The following is a 14,876-nucleotide window of genomic DNA, read 5'->3' as shown; positions in this document are numbered from 1 at the left end:
GTAAATTCACTTTGTTTCACCTCTTTTATCTTTTTTACAAAGATTATAGTGATAAAATAAGTTTAGGGCTTTTCCTTCTGTTATTTTTCAAGTAAAATAGTAGTTGTTTGCAGATGCAGTTTTATTTAATGATCAGTTTACGTACATAGGGAGGTTATATCATGAATCGAAATCCGGTAATACCTTACGTTCTCGTCATGGTTTTTGGAATTGTACTAGTGTTCTTCTTGTCATTCAAAGGCCTTGGCGACATGAAGGAAGTCGCTAAAGAAAATGGCGAAGGAAAAGGCGGAGAGAAAACAGAAGTTGCCGCATCTAATCCAGAAGAAATTTATAAATCAACTTGTATCGGCTGTCATGGTGATCAATACCAAGGAGGAGTGGGTCCTTCATTAAAAGATACTGGTTTATCAAAGGATGAAGTTAAAGATATCCTAACGAATGGTAAAGGTACAGGAATGCCTGCAGGTCTTGTACCAGCAGAACAGATTGATGCAATGGCTGAGTGGGTTTCTAAATTAAAGTAAAAGTTATACTGTTCCAAAAAAGGTCCTTTGCATCGGTAAAGGACCTTTTTTATACATATTTGATTAAAGAGTGGTGTTGGTATTGAATTCGGATAGATTATCGTCTCGATTAGCAACAGTTGCAAAATATGTGCCCACCGGTGCAACATTAGTCGATGTCGGCTCAGATCATGCTTATTTACCATGTTTTTTGGCGAAGAACACCGGTATTACCTTTGCTGTTGCGGGTGAGGTAGCTGAAGGACCCTATCAGTCCGCGAAAAGAAATGTATTGGCTGAAGGTTTGTCGGAGGTTATTGCCGTTCGCTTAGGAGATGGGCTTGACGTTATTGAACCTGGAGAAATAGAATACGTAACAATAGCTGGCATGGGTGGAGCATTAATTACAAGTATTTTGGAAAAGGGCAAGGACAAGCTGGGTTCTGTGAAAAGGCTTATTTTACAGCCCAACATTAGTGCAATTTCCATTCGAAAATGGCTGTTAGATCATAACTGGAAGCTGTCGATGGAAGAGATTCTCGAAGAAGATGGAAAGATTTATGAGGTATTGGTCGCCGAAAAAGGCAAGGACACCGAAGATTCATTGATGCCTTATGGAGAGAACTTACAAGAAGGCTTATTATTCGGACCGTATCTTGTTAAAGAGAAGAGTGCGGTTTTTAAGAAAAAGTGGCAAAATGAGAGGGGAAATTGGGAGCGAATATACCAGCAGCTTGAAAATGCTGCTCAAACTCCTGATACGATTGAAAAGAAGCAGGAGATTTTATTTAAAATGTCGTTGGTAAAGGAGGTAATCCAAGATGAAGAATCCTAATGGTCATGAAATTATCCAATTATTTGAACAGTTTTCACCGAAAGGGCTGGCAATGGAAGGTGATAGGATTGGTCTTCAGATTGGCCGCTTAAACAAAAAGGTTGAACGAGTAATGATTGCCCTCGATGTTCTTGAAGATGTCATTGAGGAGGCAATCGAAAAAAATGTACAGCTGATTATTTCGCACCATCCGATGATTTACCGTCCGCTTAAAAATGTGCTGACAGATACGGTACAGGGGAAAATGATTGAAAAGTTATTAAAGCATGATATTGCTGTTTATGCAGCCCATACTAACCTTGACGTGGCAAAGGGCGGGGTAAATGATCTGCTGGCAGATGCCTTAAGGATAGAAGAGGCAGAGGTGCTTGTACCAACTTATGATACAGTGCTTAAAAAAATAGTCGTATTTGTTCCATCAAGCCACGCTGAATCAGTTAGACAAGCCCTTGGAGATGCGGGAGCAGGATTTATCGGCAATTATAGTCATTGTTCTTTCTCTGCAAATGGAACAGGCAGATTCTTACCCGGGGATAATACAACGCCATACTTGGGACAAGCAGGAACGTTAGAAGAAGTGGACGAGGTAAGAATTGAGACGATCATTCCGGAGCAGCAGCTGAAAAAAGCAATTACAGCAATGATTAAGGCGCATCCATATGAGGAAGTGGCCTATGATGTATATCCGTTGGAAAATCAGGGAGAAGTCCTTGGGTTAGGCAGGATTGGCAAGGTAAGTGAAATGACTCTTGGAGAATTTGCAAAAAAAGTGAAAGCTGCACTTGAAGTAGATACAGTACGTGTCGTCGGTGATTTAACTGCTAAGGTAAAAAAAGTTGCGGTTTTAGGCGGCGATGGCAATAAATACTTCATGAATGCTAAGTTCAAAGGAGCAGATGTGTATATTACAGGTGATATTTACTATCACACTGCACATGATGCGATGATGCAAGGATTGAATATGATTGATCCTGGGCACAATGTTGAAAAAGTAATGAAAAAGGGGCTGACAGCAACGTTACAAAAGCTATGCACCGATTCAGGATATGTGGTTGAGATTTTTCCTTCCGAAGTAAACACAGATCCGTTTCAATTTATTTAATCGAAAAAGAACCGATCAAATGAGCGGTTCTTTTTCGATCTAACTTATACCTCAGTCTTTTTTACTTTTGGTAGAATTCTGCTTAGCTGAACCTTTTTTCTCCGTTCCCAAGTTGCTTCATTATTTGGATCAAATTGTTCAAGGAAAGTAATCACTTCTTTTGTAATAGGGGTTGGTGTCGAGGCCCCGGATGTTACAGCAACATTCTTGGCATTCTTAATCCAGTCGATTTCTAATTCGGTAATATCGGCAATGCGATATGCCTTTGTTCCGGCAATTTCCTCCGAAACCTGGGCTAAACGATTCGAGTTATTGCTCATCGGATCACCCACAACAATCGTTACATCCGCTTCTGTGGCTTGCTCGGCAACTGCTTCTTGGCGTATTTGTGTCGCATGACATATTTCATTATAAACCTGGACATGAGGATATTTTTCCTGAACCTTTTTCATGGTATCGGCCACATCCCATTGACTCATTGTGGTTTGGTTAGTGACAATTAGCTTGTCATTTTCAACCGTTAATGCTTCCACATCACCAGGTGTTTCCACTAGGTGAACCATACCTGGAGCAACTCCGACGGCGCCCTCAGGTTCGGGATGGCCTTTTTTGCCAATATAAATTACTTGATATCCTTCTTTTGTTTTTTCTTCAATCAAGTCATGTGTTCTGGTGACATCAGGGCAAGTTGCATCAATAGTGACAAGCCCTTTCTTTTTTGCCAGTTCCCTTACCTCTGGGGAGATCCCATGGGCAGTAAAGATCACGGTACCCTTATCTACTTTATCAAGAATATCCTTGCGATTTTTCCCGTCAAGAGTAATAATTCCTTCTTCCTCAAAGGCATCTGTAACATGTTTATTATGAACAATCATACCTAAAATATAGATTGGACGAGGCAATGTTTTATCAAGTGCGGCATTTCTTGCGATGACCATAGCATCCACTACGCCATAGCAGTAACCGCGCGGTGATATTTTAATTATTTGCATATATAAAGTCCCCCTAAAAGACATTATTGGTAGTCTATGTATTTATTATATAAGACTAATAGGTATAATACAAAGATACATTTTTCACTTAAAGTTTTTTGAAAAGTAAAAGAATGCCGGTAGCCCCGGCATTCACCTGTTCAAATATACATTTTTGGTATTGAGCTTCCCTTTTGATATGAACTACTGTGCATAGAGCTTTGCGGTTGGTTTCTTTTCTTAGAACCAGTAGTTTGGATTTTGCTTCGGCGTGTTGTTTTCTTTGTAGTTCTTATTTCAGTTGATTCATTGCTTGAAGATTCGTCTTCAGCTGCTATTTTCTTTGAATTTGTTGCATCGGAAGTTGAATCCGAACTTTTTGAGGCATTTTTGAAGCCTCGATACATCTTCCAAATCGCCGGCAGATTTTTTACCATAGGTCCATACTGTTGAATCATCGGCCCTAGAGACTGGGCAGTTTTTAAGACATTCTGAGTGTTATTTAGAATCCCTGATAGTCCCCCAGGGTTACTTAAAGATTGGAGTAAGCCGCCTCCGCCTCCAGCGGCTCTTCCCGCTCCCTGCATTCCCATTAGTCCTCCCGGTCCGCCAGCTTGACTACCTCTTCCGAGAAGTTTCGAAAGTAAACCGCCGCCTCTGTTCATTTGGCCGGCACCCATCATAGACCGCATCATTGGATTACCTCCGCCCATAGGACCCGCCGGCGGCCTCATCATCGGCCCTCCACCGCCAAATGGATTCCCGCCTGTTCCCATCATCGGGCTTCTTCCTCCAAACAGATTTGGGCCGATTCCGCCATTCATAGGCATTCTTGGTCCTGGCAACATACAGATGCCCTCCTTTCACCTTAACCTTCATACATTAAAATATGCATTTATCCTAATTTGGTTTAGGTATTAACCACAAGGAAAAAACTAAATTTCGTTTTAAAAAGCGGCTGAAAGGTAAAAGATGTGAATAAAAGAATAGTTAGCTGGTTATTTAGGAGGATTTTTACTATAATTACATGATGGAAAGAAAGAAGCTCTCAACAAGGGTAGAAAACTACTCCATAGACATTAGATTATTTTTATAATAAGGAGCCATTTTATGAAAGAAAATCGATTTGAACGTTTTAAGTTTCAACCGTTTATTATAGACTCCCTGAATCAGTTTGGATTTTTTGAGCCAACCGAAATTCAGGAGCGGATGATTCCATTGGTTTTAAAAGGAGAAAGTGCAATTGGCCAATCGCAAACAGGAACAGGTAAAACGCTGGCTTATGCACTGCCGATTCTTGAAAAAATTGATCCTGCGCGCCAAGAGGTGCAAGCTGTCATTACTGCACCCACACGGGAATTAGCTTCCCAGATCTATCAGCAAATCTTGAAGGTTACTGCACAATGCAGTCCTGAGAGCTCGATTATGACGAGATGTTATATTGGCGGAACAGACAAGCAGCGCACGATTGAAAAATTGAAGGTGCAGCCGCACATTGTTATAGGGACACCTGGAAGAATTAAGGATTTAATGATTGACCAAGCATTGTTCATCCATACATCAAATATACTGGTGGTCGATGAAGCTGATATGATGCTGGATATGGGTTTTATAGAAGAAGTGGATCAAGTAGCCGCTAAGATGCAGGAAAAACTGCAAATGCTGGTCTTTTCAGCTACCATTCCTGAAAAATTAAAACCTTTTCTAAAAAAGTATATGGAAAATCCAAAAATGGTACAGATTGAACCAAAAAGAAAAGCGGCGGAAAATTTAGAGCATTATTTGCTGCCATCAAGACATCGTAGTAAAAAGCAGCTTGTTCATGATACATTACTTGCCTATAATCCCTATTTAGCGATTGTATTTACAAATACAAAAAAAATGGCCGAAGAAGTTGCTTATTTTTTGAATGAAAAAGGCTTAAAAGTCGGCCGGGTGCATGGTGATTTAAACCCTCGGGAACGGAAAAAAATGATGAAGCAGATTCAAGATTTGGAATACCAATATATCGTTGCCACTGACCTTGCTTCACGGGGCATTGATATTGAAGGTGTCAGCCATGTTATTAACTATGAACTCCCTTCAGACTTAGATTTCTATATCCATCGGGTGGGCAGGACAGCGCGGGCAGGAAATTCAGGTATTGCTCTTACGGTTTATGAAAGCTCAGACGAAGATGCCCTAAATCGTCTAGAAAAAATGGGGATTCAATTTAAGTATGTAGATCTGAAAAATGGAGAGTTCGCTGAAACAGATGAACGAAATAAGCGAAAGACACGGGTAAGGAAAGAAGATGAGGCTGATAGAAAAGCCAAATCGATTGTGAAGAAACCGCAAAAAGTAAAACCGGGATATAAAAAGAAAATGCAATGGGAAATGGATAAAATTAAAAAACGCCAGCGAAGAATCGACCAAAGAAAGAAATAATCGGTTTGGAAAGGGAGAGTTAGAAAATGTTGAAAATAGGCTCACATGTTTCGATGAGTGGAAAAAAGATGTTGCTCGCGGCAAGTGAAGAAGCAGTGTCATATGGTGCCAATACGTTTATGATCTATACGGGTGCACCGCAAAACACGAGGAGAAAGAAAATTGAAGACCTAAATATTGAAGCAGGGCAAAGACATATGGAAGCGAATGGGATTTCAGAAATTGTTGTCCATGCTCCGTATATAATCAATATTGGAAATACCACGAATCCTGACACGTTTGAATTAGGTGTAAGATTTCTTCGAACTGAAATTGAACGAACTGAAGCTCTAGGGGCAACACAAATCGTTCTTCATCCTGGTGCACATGTGGGGGCAGGTACAGAAGAAGGAATTAAGAAAATTATTGAAGGCTTGAATGAAGTTTTAACAGGTAAGGAGCAAGTGCAAATAGCTTTGGAAACAATGGCAGGCAAAGGATCGGAGTGCGGAAAGTCGTTTGAGGAATTGGCGATGATTATCGATGGTGTAAATTACAGTGATAGGCTGTCTGTTTGCTTTGATACATGCCATACACATGACGCCGGCTATAATCTTGTCGAAGACTTTGACGGGGTCTTAAATGAGTTTGATAGGATTATTGGTTTGGAGAAACTAAAGGTGCTCCATATCAATGATAGTAAAAATGCAGTAGGGATGAGAAAGGACCGTCACGAAAATATCGGTTTTGGCCATATCGGCTTTAAGACTCTAAACTACATCGTTCATCATCCACAACTAATGGAAGTTCCTAAAATCCTAGAAACTCCATTTGTCGGCGAAGATAAGAACAATAAAAAAGCGCCCTACAAATTTGAAATAGACATGCTTCGTAAACAGCAATTCAATGAAGATGTGCTTGATCAAATAATGCAAGGATAATTAAAAGCTGTGCCTTGGCACAGCTTTTAACTTTTTGTTAATTGCATAAAAAGTTTATTCACTTCCCGTGCCGTTTCAGGACCGGCTGCTTTTGCGATTTGTTTAATTAAAAGGGCACGTTCTTTATCGTTAAAAATATTGATATTTTTTCCTCGTAAGTATTCGGCAATTTTTTTCGCCTGCGGCCGATTGACGGAGATATTAAACTGAGTTGCATACTTTAGCAGTTCTTCAGCCGTTATCGTGTTAATTTTATGATTAATGATGCTCTCAAATATTTTCACCCTCACCACTCCTCCATGCTAATGTATGAAGAAGGCCGGGGAGTGTGACAATGGAATATGAGTGGCCAAGTAATTTGTAAACGGTTCTTCCGCCTTTACAATCAGAAACTCCTATTGTATACTACTTGAAGTTAAATCGGAATGATTCTTATAATTAAAGGTGAGAGTGCAAACTATGCAATCAATAATTGAAATAAAACATCTTTTTTATCGGTATGAAAGAGATACTGTCCTAGAGGATATCAACCTGGATGTACCAGATGGTTCTTTTTTGGCGATTGTTGGTCCAAACGGATCCGGAAAATCCACATTGTTAAAGTTAATTTTAGGTTTATTAAAACCACACAAAGGGGAAATCTTTTTATTCGGCCAAGAAATAAATAAATTTAAAGACTGGCAAAAAATCGGTTATGTTTCGCAAAAGGCCAATTCCTTTAATACGGGCTTCCCGGCAACTGTATTTGAGGTGGTTGCGAGTGGTTTAACCAAAAAGTTAGGACTGTTTAAGTTCTTTAAGAAAGAACATTCAAAAAAGGTAAATGAAGTTCTAGAGGCCGTGGGAATGAAGGAATTTAGCAGCAGAAATATTGGAGAACTCTCCGGCGGTCAGCAGCAAAGAGTTTTTATTGCCCGCGCACTTGTTAGTGAACCAAGCCTTCTGATATTGGATGAGCCTACAGTAGGTGTTGATGCGGAAAATGTTAGTTCCTTTTATCAAATGCTTGGTGAATTAAATAAGAGCCGGGACATTACGCTTTTATTAGTTACACATGATATTGGAACCATTTCGGATAAGGTCTCACATGTGGCTTGTTTGAATAAACATTTGCATTTCCATGGAGAAACAGCAGAATTTGAGCAGCTTAGCACAACTGGATTGTCTAAGGTGTATGGTCATGAGGTTCATGTTCTTGCTCATCATCATGAACACGGAGGCGTTGTAAAATGATTCAAGGATTATTTCATTATGAATTTTTACAAAATGCTTTCCTTACAGGATTGATGATTGGATTTCTTGCCCCGTTGCTGGGGGTTTTTATCGTCGTCAGAAGATTATCATTGATTGCCGATGCCCTTAGCCATGTGACACTAGCGGGAATTGCAGCAAGCCTGCTCATTGAAAGAAAGTATACGATGATGTCAGGGTTGAATCCCCTTTACTTAGGAATGGTATTTTCCGTGGGAGGGGCGTTATTTATTGAAAAACTAAGAGGGGTTTATAAACATTATCAGGAATTAGCTATCCCGATTATTTTATCCGGCGGGATTGGCTTGGGAGTCATTTTTATTTCACTTGCTAATGGCTTTAATACAGATTTGTTTAGTTATTTGTTTGGCAGCGTATCTGCAGTCAGCCGAACGGATTTATGGGTTATTTTTATCATTAGTCTAGTAGTTATTTTAGTGATCATTTTATTATACAAAGAGCTGTTTTTACTCTCATTTGATGAAGAGCATGCAAAGGCTTCCGGGATTGCTGCCAAAAGCATTCATTTCATCTTTATTGTCATGGTGGCCCTTGTCATTGCAGCATCCATGAGAATTGTCGGGATTCTGTTAGTTTCCTCATTAATGACCTTACCTGTTGCTGCAAGTATTCGAATTGCCAAAGGGTTTAAACAGACTATTTTTTTCTCCCTCCTTTTTGGGGAAGTATCTGTTCTTGGCGGGCTTTTTACGGCCTACTATCTGGATTTGGCACCAGGAGGAACGATCGTTATGCTAGCAGTTTTCATTTTGATCATAACAATCTTTTATAAAAAACTAACAAGTGCTATAGGTGGTGAGCAGAGTGAACGTACATGAAGCAATTCAGTACTTAAAAGAAAATGGATTTAAACAAACGGGAAAACGGGAGGATATGCTCCAATTATTTGCTGATAGTGATAAATATTTAACGGCCAAGGAGGTTCTTGACCAATTAAAGGAAGATTATCCAGGATTGAGCTTTGATACCATTTATCGGAACCTGACTTTGTTTGTAAATATGGGGATATTAGAAATGACAGAGTTATCCGGTGAAAAGCATTTCCGCTTTACTTGTTCAAGACACCAGCATCATCATCACTTTATCTGCCTCGACTGTGGTAAAACAAAAGAGATTGATACATGTCCAATGGATGGATTAAGTGAAAATTTAAAAGGATACGACATATCTGGGCATAAATTTGAAATTTATGGACGATGCCCGGAATGTCATTAAAAAACCAGCTTGTGCATTCGCACAAGCTGGTTTTAACGTGAATGGGATATACCAGCCTCTTCACGATTTGTTTTTTCCTGCTTTAACCATTTATCTACCCACAAGTTGGCTTCTTCCCAGTTGCTCACGCGGATGACACCTGCAGGGATTGGATCCTGATTGTAAGGTGTATCAAATAAAATAACCGGAATTCGGCACTCTTCATGAATCATGACGGCATTATCATGTTTATCCTCAAAAAAGATATCCACTTTATGTTTCTTAGCTGTTTCCACTTTATCATGAGAGCCAATTAGTTCAATATGGTGAAAGGTTAAGCCATATTGCAAGAACCATTCCTCTGTGACATCAAGCAAGTGGGATCCGCGGGCACTGATAAAAAACAGTTCATGTTTATGTTTCCATTTATTAAGAATGTTCACCGCACCTTGGGCAGGCGGGGATTCCTGATAAATAACCGGCTCGTTTTCAATAAACCATTTTGCAAATTCCTTTTCTGAAACATTTACAAAAGGTGTGAGGTCATACTGGTTTACATCCTCATACATAATATTCATACCAAAGGCTTTATTTATAAAAGGGATGATTGAAGTCGGACATGTTACGGTGCCGTCAATATCAATTCCGAATTTTTTTCTCATTGTGTCTTCACCTTCATCTTATTATCTCATTATATTTTACCAAAATAACGGGACAATGAAGTATTTATTTTTATGAAATAATTCTCGGCATATGAAATAATCACCTATTTAAGACAATCATTAACATAGTAAAAAGAGAAGAGACGTAAACAATAAGTAATGCTCCTATAACTGAAAGTGAGGGATTAGGATGGCAGATGAAAGAGACACGAGGGTGCAAGAAGCTCTTCGAAGTTCGATAATTGGTCAAGATATTCCCAATTCTCCCGCAGAATTCAGGGAGGAAGCAGCATCAGAAATCGCTGCACCTATTAGGACTTCCTATTCATTGAAAAAAGAAGAGCATGTTCCTGAAATTGGTGCTTCTGTTCCGTTACGATCTTCTGAATTTAGAGAAGAAACAGCTGCAGAAATTGCTGCACCTGTTCCTCTAATCCGGAAAAGGGAACAGGATGAAAATCGGGAGCGTACTGCTGGCGGTACAGGAATGGGTACCCTTGCATTAGCACTATCGATTTTATCCCTATTTGTAATGCCTATTCTATTTGGTGCTGCAGGTATTGTGTTAGGGTTCGTTGCCAGAAGCAGAGGTGCCACGGGCCTAGGGGCTTGGGCAATCGGTATCGGAGTGATATCGATTGTTGTTGGTATCTTCATACTTCCGTTCTTTTAACAGATCTTGCAATAGGAGCAAAAAAGGCGTATGCGCCTGATCAGCGGCGTCTCGCCGCTAGGGCGCTGGAGCTGGATATAGAAAAGAAACCCGGTTACTAAAAAACCGGGTTTCTTAATATTTATTTCGTTAGCTTTTCTTCTTCAGCCTTTTTTTGGAAATATTCCTCTGCAACAAGATCAATTTCTTTTTTCAATTCCTCAACCATATCTGCTTCGGGTACCTTCCGGACAATTTCACCTTTTCTAAATAACAACCCTTCGCCGCGGGCACCGGCAATCCCGATATCTGCTTCACGAGCCTCACCAGGACCATTGACTGCACAGCCTAAAACAGACACCTTAATTGGTGCTTTAATAGTTGAAATATACTCCTCGACCTCATTTGCAATGCTAATGAGGTCAATTTCAATTCTTCCGCAGGTTGGGCAGGAAATTAATGTTGCTGCATTTGACGAAAGGCCAAATACCTTTAAGAGTTCTCGGGCAACTTTTACTTCCTGAACCGGATCGGCACTCAAGGATATACGGAGCGTATTGCCAATCCCTTTACTAATGATCGCGCCTAGTCCTGCCGCACTTTTTACGGTACCGGAAAAAAGCGTTCCAGATTCAGTAATACCTAAATGTAACGGGTAATCAAATGCGCGTGCTGCTTTTTCATATGCCTCGATTGCAAGATTGACATCTGAAGCTTTCATGGAAACAATAATGTCATGGAAATCTAAATCTTCGAGAATTTTAATATGATGAAGGGCACTCTCCACCATTCCATCGGCAGTTGGATATCCGTATTTCTCCAAGATTTTACGTTCAAGCGATCCGGCGTTTACCCCAATTCGAATAGGGATACCGCGTTCCTTAGCAGCTTTTACGACCGCCTCGACCTTTTCTCGTCTTCCAATGTTTCCCGGGTTGATTCGGATCTTATCGGCTCCGCCTTCAATGGCTTTAAGTGCTAATTTATAGTCAAAGTGGATGTCGACCACAAGTGGAATGTTGATCCTTTTTTTGATTTCCGGAATGGCATTTGCCGCCCGTTCATCAGGACAGGCCACACGGACAATCTGACATCCAGCGTCCTCAAGGCGTTTAATTTCCGCAACGGTTGCTTCAACATCATGAGTCTTTGTTGTTGTCATGCTTTGAATAATAAGTTCATTGCTCCCGCCAATCGTTAAATTGCCGACTTTAATTGGACGGGTTTTTGTGCGATGTATAATTTCACTCACGTGGAATTCGCTCTCCTTCAAAATGAATTCGAATAATTGTATTTAAACAATTCGACTTAATTGTATCAGTCCACAGCAGATTTTGACAAGAATAAGCATCTATCCACTTTAGTTTGAGTAATCAGGGAATAGATATGTAGCACCAATTTGAATTTTTTCCGGGGATTGTCCTGGATTCAGTTCACTAAAGTCTTCAATCAAATCTGTGATAGAGACTGGAATTGGTTTATTTAATTCGTGCTCGACAATTGAAATCACGGTTTCACCGGGTTTTACTTCTGCAGCGAAGGAAGGTATGTCTGTTTTGGACAACTTTTCAATAGACTCGATTTTGGCATCAACCTGCTTCGTATTGGAGGCGGGCAGGGTACCCACGGTTAAGTCAAAGTAAATAACATATATGACTAAAATAACAAAAAGAAATCCTACTATCTTTTTCATTGTACAAGCCTCCAAAAGGGAATGTTTATACATTCCTATGCTTGTCCACTCTTAAAAAGTACTCAATAAAAAAATACGCCCCCCTCGGGCGCATTTTTAATTTGCTTTTTTCGGTTTAGGCATTTCGTTTATGGCTAAGGATAAGACGATAATGGCGACAACCCAGTTAATGACAAAGCTGTTTGGTACGGACGTTTTAACAGCCGCCATAATGGTGAAAAATAAGGTTGGAAGGGTTTCACTGTATGCAGCCATTCTCCATAATTGTCGGTAATTCAGCTTTCTGCCTAAAAGATTTTTTAATGCGAGACCAAACAAGGCTAATATCGATACCTCAATAAAGCTAGCGGCACTGGAAACCAAATAAATTAATAGTGATGCAACTGGGATGATTATTCCCTTTAATCCACCAATCGTATTAGTGAAATCAAGGAAATCATTCTTCGTAATATGAAGGTCTTGCAACATTGAATAGGAATATGTATCAGTCCGTCCACCTGAAGAGAGGACAAACTCATCCCTTAACATGGCGAAGGCATTTCCTTCATTCTCCACATCTGCATCCGAAATGGCTCCAGTTGGATCAATAATAATGGTAAAATCATCTTTATTAATGGTAATTGGAACCTCAGTCTTAGCTGACAGCTGACCATTCTGTATTGAAAAGTCAGGTGCTTCATCTTTGATAATTGATCGCGCAGAATCTATTCCCGTTGTAAGTGCAGTACTTAAATAAATAATAGACGGAAGAACTGAAATGAAGGTTAGGAAAAAAACGTATAAAATCGTTTTTCCGATTCCTTGAAAACGATATAAAGCAATATCCTTTGGAGAGTAGATACTCTTATAAAATTGTTTGAAAATATTCATACTGGACCACCTTTAAACAGATTCATTTCTATTGTAGCTTGTGAAATAGTAAAAAGCTACCCAAAGTGGTTTCTCAGAAAATTAATTAAGTCCGCAGATTTCAAACGAACAGTTTTGGCAATCAACTTCCTCTTTCAAGTAATTCACATTTTTAACTGTAAACATTTGATTTTCATATGAAATAATATCTTTCTCACGTAGATCTTTTAAGGCTCGTTGTATGACCTCTCTCGTACCGTAGGTTAAATTAGCTAATTCTTGATGTGTTAAAGGGAGATTAATAAGAATCCCATTGTCTGTTTTTACTCCATAAGAATTACAAAGTCGGATAAGGATGGAGTATAGCCCCCCTTTTTTTCCATTCATAATTAAATCCTGACATTTCATTTGAGCTTTTAAATACCCGGTGCTTAACCAAGCAATAAGTGCCTTCATTGCATCAGGATCTGTTAAGACAAAATCCTCAAATTGTTCCTTTTTAATAACAAGACATTCGCAGTCTGTTAAGGTTTTTGCGTAAAATTGATAATGAGGATGGGCTTTAAATAATTGATATTCAACCATTAATTCCCGATCATTTAAGATTTTTAAAATGAAATCCTTTCCCCTAACATGGACCCTTCCAAGGGCAATGCTTCCTTTTAACAGCAAATAAACATTTTCTACGGGATCCTTTTCTTGGAAAAGCACGGAATTTGATTTAAACTTTTGAATGGGTTCATTTTTTTGGAAAAATTGGACCATTAAATTATATATAGTGATGCTGTGTTGTTGCATATTTAGTCACTCCTTTATCAGCCCTTCAGCTTGATTTAAATGAATTGTTAACAACATGTCAATATGGTATTTACATGATTTGGAAGGAGTTAAGTGCAGTTATGACAAAAATCGTTGACAGGATGCTGTTTTGATGAATCATGACAATTTTTTGAAAATCTAAATTAAAAAGTCCTTTTTAAAAGCGGGAATAAAATGATGCGGAAAGGGTAATGTATATATGTTTGAATTAAAGCATTTTATTTGAAACAAAGCATCAATTTTGGTATGTTTAGACTAAAGCTTTAGAAATATTCTTAAAAAGTAAGAATTACTAAAGCCTAAAAAATAATATGTACATAGGAGGAATTTAACATGGCATTTGAATTACCGGCATTACCTTATGCAGAGGATGCGCTTGAACCACACATTGACAGAGAAACCATGAATATTCATCACACTAGACACCACAACACATATGTGACAAATTTAAACAATGCATTAGCAGGTAATGAAGAATTACTTTCTAAATCAGTAGAAGAAGTAATTTCAAATTTGGATGCGGTTCCAGAAGCTGCACGTACTGCGGTTCGTAACAATGGCGGCGGACACGCTAACCATTCATTATTCTGGCAAATTCTTTCTCCAAATGGCGGCGGTGCACCAACTGGTGAATTAGCTGACGCAATCAACAGCAAATTTGGCAGCTTCGAAAGCTTTAAAGAAGAGTTCGCTAAAGCAGCAACTACTCGTTTTGGCTCTGGCTGGGCATGGTTATCTGTAAACAATGGCGAATTAGAATTATCAAGCACTCCAAACCAAGACTCTCCATTAATGGAAGGAAAAACTCCAATTCTTGGCCTTGATGTTTGGGAGCATGCATACTATTTAAAATATCAAAACAAACGTCCAGACTATATTGGTGCATTCTGGAATGTAGTTAACTGGGACGAAGTTTCAAAACGTTTTAACGCAGCGAAATAATGAAATGAAAGAAGGCAGCCACCAAGCTGTCT

Annotated in this window: 18 protein-coding genes; 10 read left to right on the top strand and 8 right to left on the bottom strand. The window is 39.3% G+C overall.

All coding sequences use genetic code 11. The features are described from left to right. Positions 1–161 precede the first annotated feature (161 nt). The 3 genes from cccA to FAY30_RS17145 all read left to right on the top strand — a co-directional run bounded on the left by cccA (position 162) and on the right by FAY30_RS17145 (position 2,443). Positions 162–527 carry a cytochrome c550 gene (gene cccA / locus FAY30_RS17155; RefSeq protein ID WP_149871012.1) on the top strand — a complete coding sequence of 122 codons (366 nt, stop codon included), beginning with the start codon at positions 162–164 and terminating at the stop codon, positions 525–527. A gap of 82 nt (positions 528–609) precedes the next feature. After that, complete coding sequence (locus FAY30_RS17150) at positions 610–1,341, top strand: tRNA (adenine(22)-N(1))-methyltransferase (protein ID WP_149871011.1); 732 nt, start codon at positions 610–612, stop codon at positions 1,339–1,341. Further along, entirely contained in the window at positions 1,328–2,443 is a 1,116-nt protein-coding gene (locus FAY30_RS17145; RefSeq protein WP_149871010.1) for a Nif3-like dinuclear metal center hexameric protein, read from the top strand. Before FAY30_RS17150 ends, FAY30_RS17145 begins: the two co-directional genes overlap by 14 nt. A gap of 44 nt (positions 2,444–2,487) precedes the next feature. On the opposite strand, the gene FAY30_RS17140 is transcribed toward FAY30_RS17145, so the two are convergent. Then, a complete protein-coding gene (locus tag FAY30_RS17140; RefSeq protein ID WP_149871009.1) occupies positions 2,488–3,435 on the bottom strand; it encodes a 4-hydroxy-3-methylbut-2-enyl diphosphate reductase in 948 nt (315 codons plus the stop codon). Positions 3,436–3,575: 140 nt separating this feature from the next. Then, positions 3,576–4,262, bottom strand: a complete 687-nt coding sequence (vrrA, locus tag FAY30_RS17135) for a VrrA/YqfQ family protein (protein WP_149871008.1) — start codon at positions 4,260–4,262, stop codon at positions 3,576–3,578. A 262-nt stretch (positions 4,263–4,524) separates the two neighbouring features. On the opposite strand from vrrA, the gene FAY30_RS17130 reads away from it, so the two are divergent. Then, positions 4,525–5,841, top strand: a complete 1,317-nt coding sequence (locus FAY30_RS17130; RefSeq protein ID WP_149871007.1) for a DEAD/DEAH box helicase — start codon at positions 4,525–4,527, stop codon at positions 5,839–5,841. Positions 5,842–5,867: 26 nt separating this feature from the next. Then, on the top strand, positions 5,868–6,761 hold the full coding sequence (locus tag FAY30_RS17125) for a deoxyribonuclease IV (protein ID WP_149871006.1): 894 nt from the start codon (positions 5,868–5,870) through the stop codon (positions 6,759–6,761). Between the two features lie 26 nt (positions 6,762–6,787). On the opposite strand, the gene FAY30_RS17120 is transcribed toward FAY30_RS17125, so the two are convergent. Further along, on the bottom strand, positions 6,788–7,045 hold the full coding sequence (locus FAY30_RS17120) for a DUF2624 domain-containing protein (protein WP_149871005.1): 258 nt from the start codon (positions 7,043–7,045) through the stop codon (positions 6,788–6,790). Positions 7,046–7,220: 175 nt separating this feature from the next. Here FAY30_RS17120 and FAY30_RS17115 point away from each other — a divergent pair, with 175 nt between their 5' ends. Genes FAY30_RS17115 through FAY30_RS17105 form a run of 3 tightly spaced genes read left to right on the top strand, consistent with a single transcriptional unit; the run spans position 7,221 to position 9,248 of the window. Next, positions 7,221–7,994 carry a metal ABC transporter ATP-binding protein gene (locus FAY30_RS17115; protein ID WP_149871004.1) on the top strand — a complete coding sequence of 258 codons (774 nt, stop codon included), beginning with the start codon at positions 7,221–7,223 and terminating at the stop codon, positions 7,992–7,994. Next, positions 7,991–8,851, top strand: coding sequence for a metal ABC transporter permease (locus FAY30_RS17110; RefSeq protein ID WP_149871003.1), 861 nt, complete (start codon positions 7,991–7,993; stop codon positions 8,849–8,851). Before FAY30_RS17115 ends, FAY30_RS17110 begins: the two co-directional genes overlap by 4 nt. After that, the gene (locus FAY30_RS17105) at positions 8,838–9,248 is read left to right on the top strand and encodes a zinc uptake transcriptional repressor Zur (protein ID WP_149871002.1); all 411 of its coding nucleotides are present in this window, start codon (positions 8,838–8,840) and stop codon (positions 9,246–9,248) included. Before FAY30_RS17110 ends, FAY30_RS17105 begins: the two co-directional genes overlap by 14 nt. Before the next feature lie 32 nt (positions 9,249–9,280). On the opposite strand, the gene FAY30_RS17100 is transcribed toward FAY30_RS17105, so the two are convergent. Continuing rightward, entirely contained in the window at positions 9,281–9,889 is a 609-nt protein-coding gene (locus tag FAY30_RS17100) for a 5' nucleotidase, NT5C type (protein ID WP_149871001.1), read from the bottom strand. A 310-nt stretch (positions 9,890–10,199) separates the two neighbouring features. On the opposite strand from FAY30_RS17100, the gene FAY30_RS27565 reads away from it, so the two are divergent. Then, positions 10,200–10,562 carry a hypothetical protein gene (locus FAY30_RS27565; protein WP_411675501.1) on the top strand — a complete coding sequence of 121 codons (363 nt, stop codon included), beginning with the start codon at positions 10,200–10,202 and terminating at the stop codon, positions 10,560–10,562. A gap of 121 nt (positions 10,563–10,683) precedes the next feature. Here FAY30_RS27565 and ispG read toward each other — a convergent pair whose 3' ends face one another. The 4 genes from ispG to FAY30_RS17075 form a co-directional block, all read right to left on the bottom strand. Then, a complete protein-coding gene (ispG, locus tag FAY30_RS17090; protein WP_149870999.1) occupies positions 10,684–11,793 on the bottom strand; it encodes a flavodoxin-dependent (E)-4-hydroxy-3-methylbut-2-enyl-diphosphate synthase in 1,110 nt (369 codons plus the stop codon). Between the two features lie 108 nt (positions 11,794–11,901). Then, positions 11,902–12,234, bottom strand: coding sequence for a YqgE/AlgH family protein (locus FAY30_RS17085; RefSeq protein WP_149870998.1), 333 nt, complete (start codon positions 12,232–12,234; stop codon positions 11,902–11,904). Positions 12,235–12,330: 96 nt separating this feature from the next. Then, complete coding sequence (locus tag FAY30_RS17080) at positions 12,331–13,104, bottom strand: DUF1189 domain-containing protein (RefSeq protein ID WP_149870997.1); 774 nt, start codon at positions 13,102–13,104, stop codon at positions 12,331–12,333. Between the two features lie 81 nt (positions 13,105–13,185). After that, positions 13,186–13,881 carry a Crp/Fnr family transcriptional regulator gene (locus tag FAY30_RS17075; protein WP_149870996.1) on the bottom strand — a complete coding sequence of 232 codons (696 nt, stop codon included), beginning with the start codon at positions 13,879–13,881 and terminating at the stop codon, positions 13,186–13,188. Between the two features lie 354 nt (positions 13,882–14,235). Here FAY30_RS17075 and FAY30_RS17070 point away from each other — a divergent pair, with 354 nt between their 5' ends. Continuing rightward, positions 14,236–14,844 (top strand): superoxide dismutase, encoded by a 609-nt coding sequence (locus FAY30_RS17070; protein ID WP_149870995.1) that lies wholly within the window; start codon positions 14,236–14,238, stop codon positions 14,842–14,844. The last annotated feature ends 32 nt before the right edge of the window (positions 14,845–14,876 follow it).

It is taken from the genome of Bacillus sp. S3 (assembly GCF_005154805.1).
Classification (GTDB): domain Bacteria; phylum Bacillota; class Bacilli; order Bacillales; family Cytobacillaceae; genus Neobacillus.
The sequence above is the reverse complement of the archived record's forward strand: the minus strand, read 5'-3'. Positions and strand labels throughout refer to the sequence as shown.

Bases quoted from the DNA above. Each gene is read 5' to 3' on its own strand.
- FAY30_RS17125 (WP_149871006.1), top strand. From the start codon at position 5,868: ATGTTGAAAATAGGCTCACATGTTTCGATGAGTGGAAAAAAGATGTTG.
- FAY30_RS17115 (WP_149871004.1), top strand. From the start codon at position 7,221: ATGCAATCAATAATTGAAATAAAACATCTTTTTTATCGGTATGAAAGA.
- FAY30_RS17140 (WP_149871009.1), bottom strand. From the start codon at position 3,435: ATGCAAATAATTAAAATATCACCGCGCGGTTACTGCTATGGCGTAGTG.
- FAY30_RS17110 (WP_149871003.1), top strand. From the start codon at position 7,991: ATGATTCAAGGATTATTTCATTATGAATTTTTACAAAATGCTTTCCTT.
- FAY30_RS17070 (WP_149870995.1), top strand. From the start codon at position 14,236: ATGGCATTTGAATTACCGGCATTACCTTATGCAGAGGATGCGCTTGAA.
- FAY30_RS17145 (WP_149871010.1), top strand. From the start codon at position 1,328: ATGAAGAATCCTAATGGTCATGAAATTATCCAATTATTTGAACAGTTT.
- cccA (WP_149871012.1), top strand. From the start codon at position 162: ATGAATCGAAATCCGGTAATACCTTACGTTCTCGTCATGGTTTTTGGA.
- FAY30_RS17130 (WP_149871007.1), top strand. From the start codon at position 4,525: ATGAAAGAAAATCGATTTGAACGTTTTAAGTTTCAACCGTTTATTATA.
- FAY30_RS17080 (WP_149870997.1), bottom strand. From the start codon at position 13,104: ATGAATATTTTCAAACAATTTTATAAGAGTATCTACTCTCCAAAGGAT.
- FAY30_RS17085 (WP_149870998.1), bottom strand. From the start codon at position 12,234: ATGAAAAAGATAGTAGGATTTCTTTTTGTTATTTTAGTCATATATGTT.
- vrrA (WP_149871008.1), bottom strand. From the start codon at position 4,262: ATGTTGCCAGGACCAAGAATGCCTATGAATGGCGGAATCGGCCCAAAT.
- FAY30_RS17100 (WP_149871001.1), bottom strand. From the start codon at position 9,889: ATGAGAAAAAAATTCGGAATTGATATTGACGGCACCGTAACATGTCCG.
- FAY30_RS17075 (WP_149870996.1), bottom strand. From the start codon at position 13,881: ATGCAACAACACAGCATCACTATATATAATTTAATGGTCCAATTTTTC.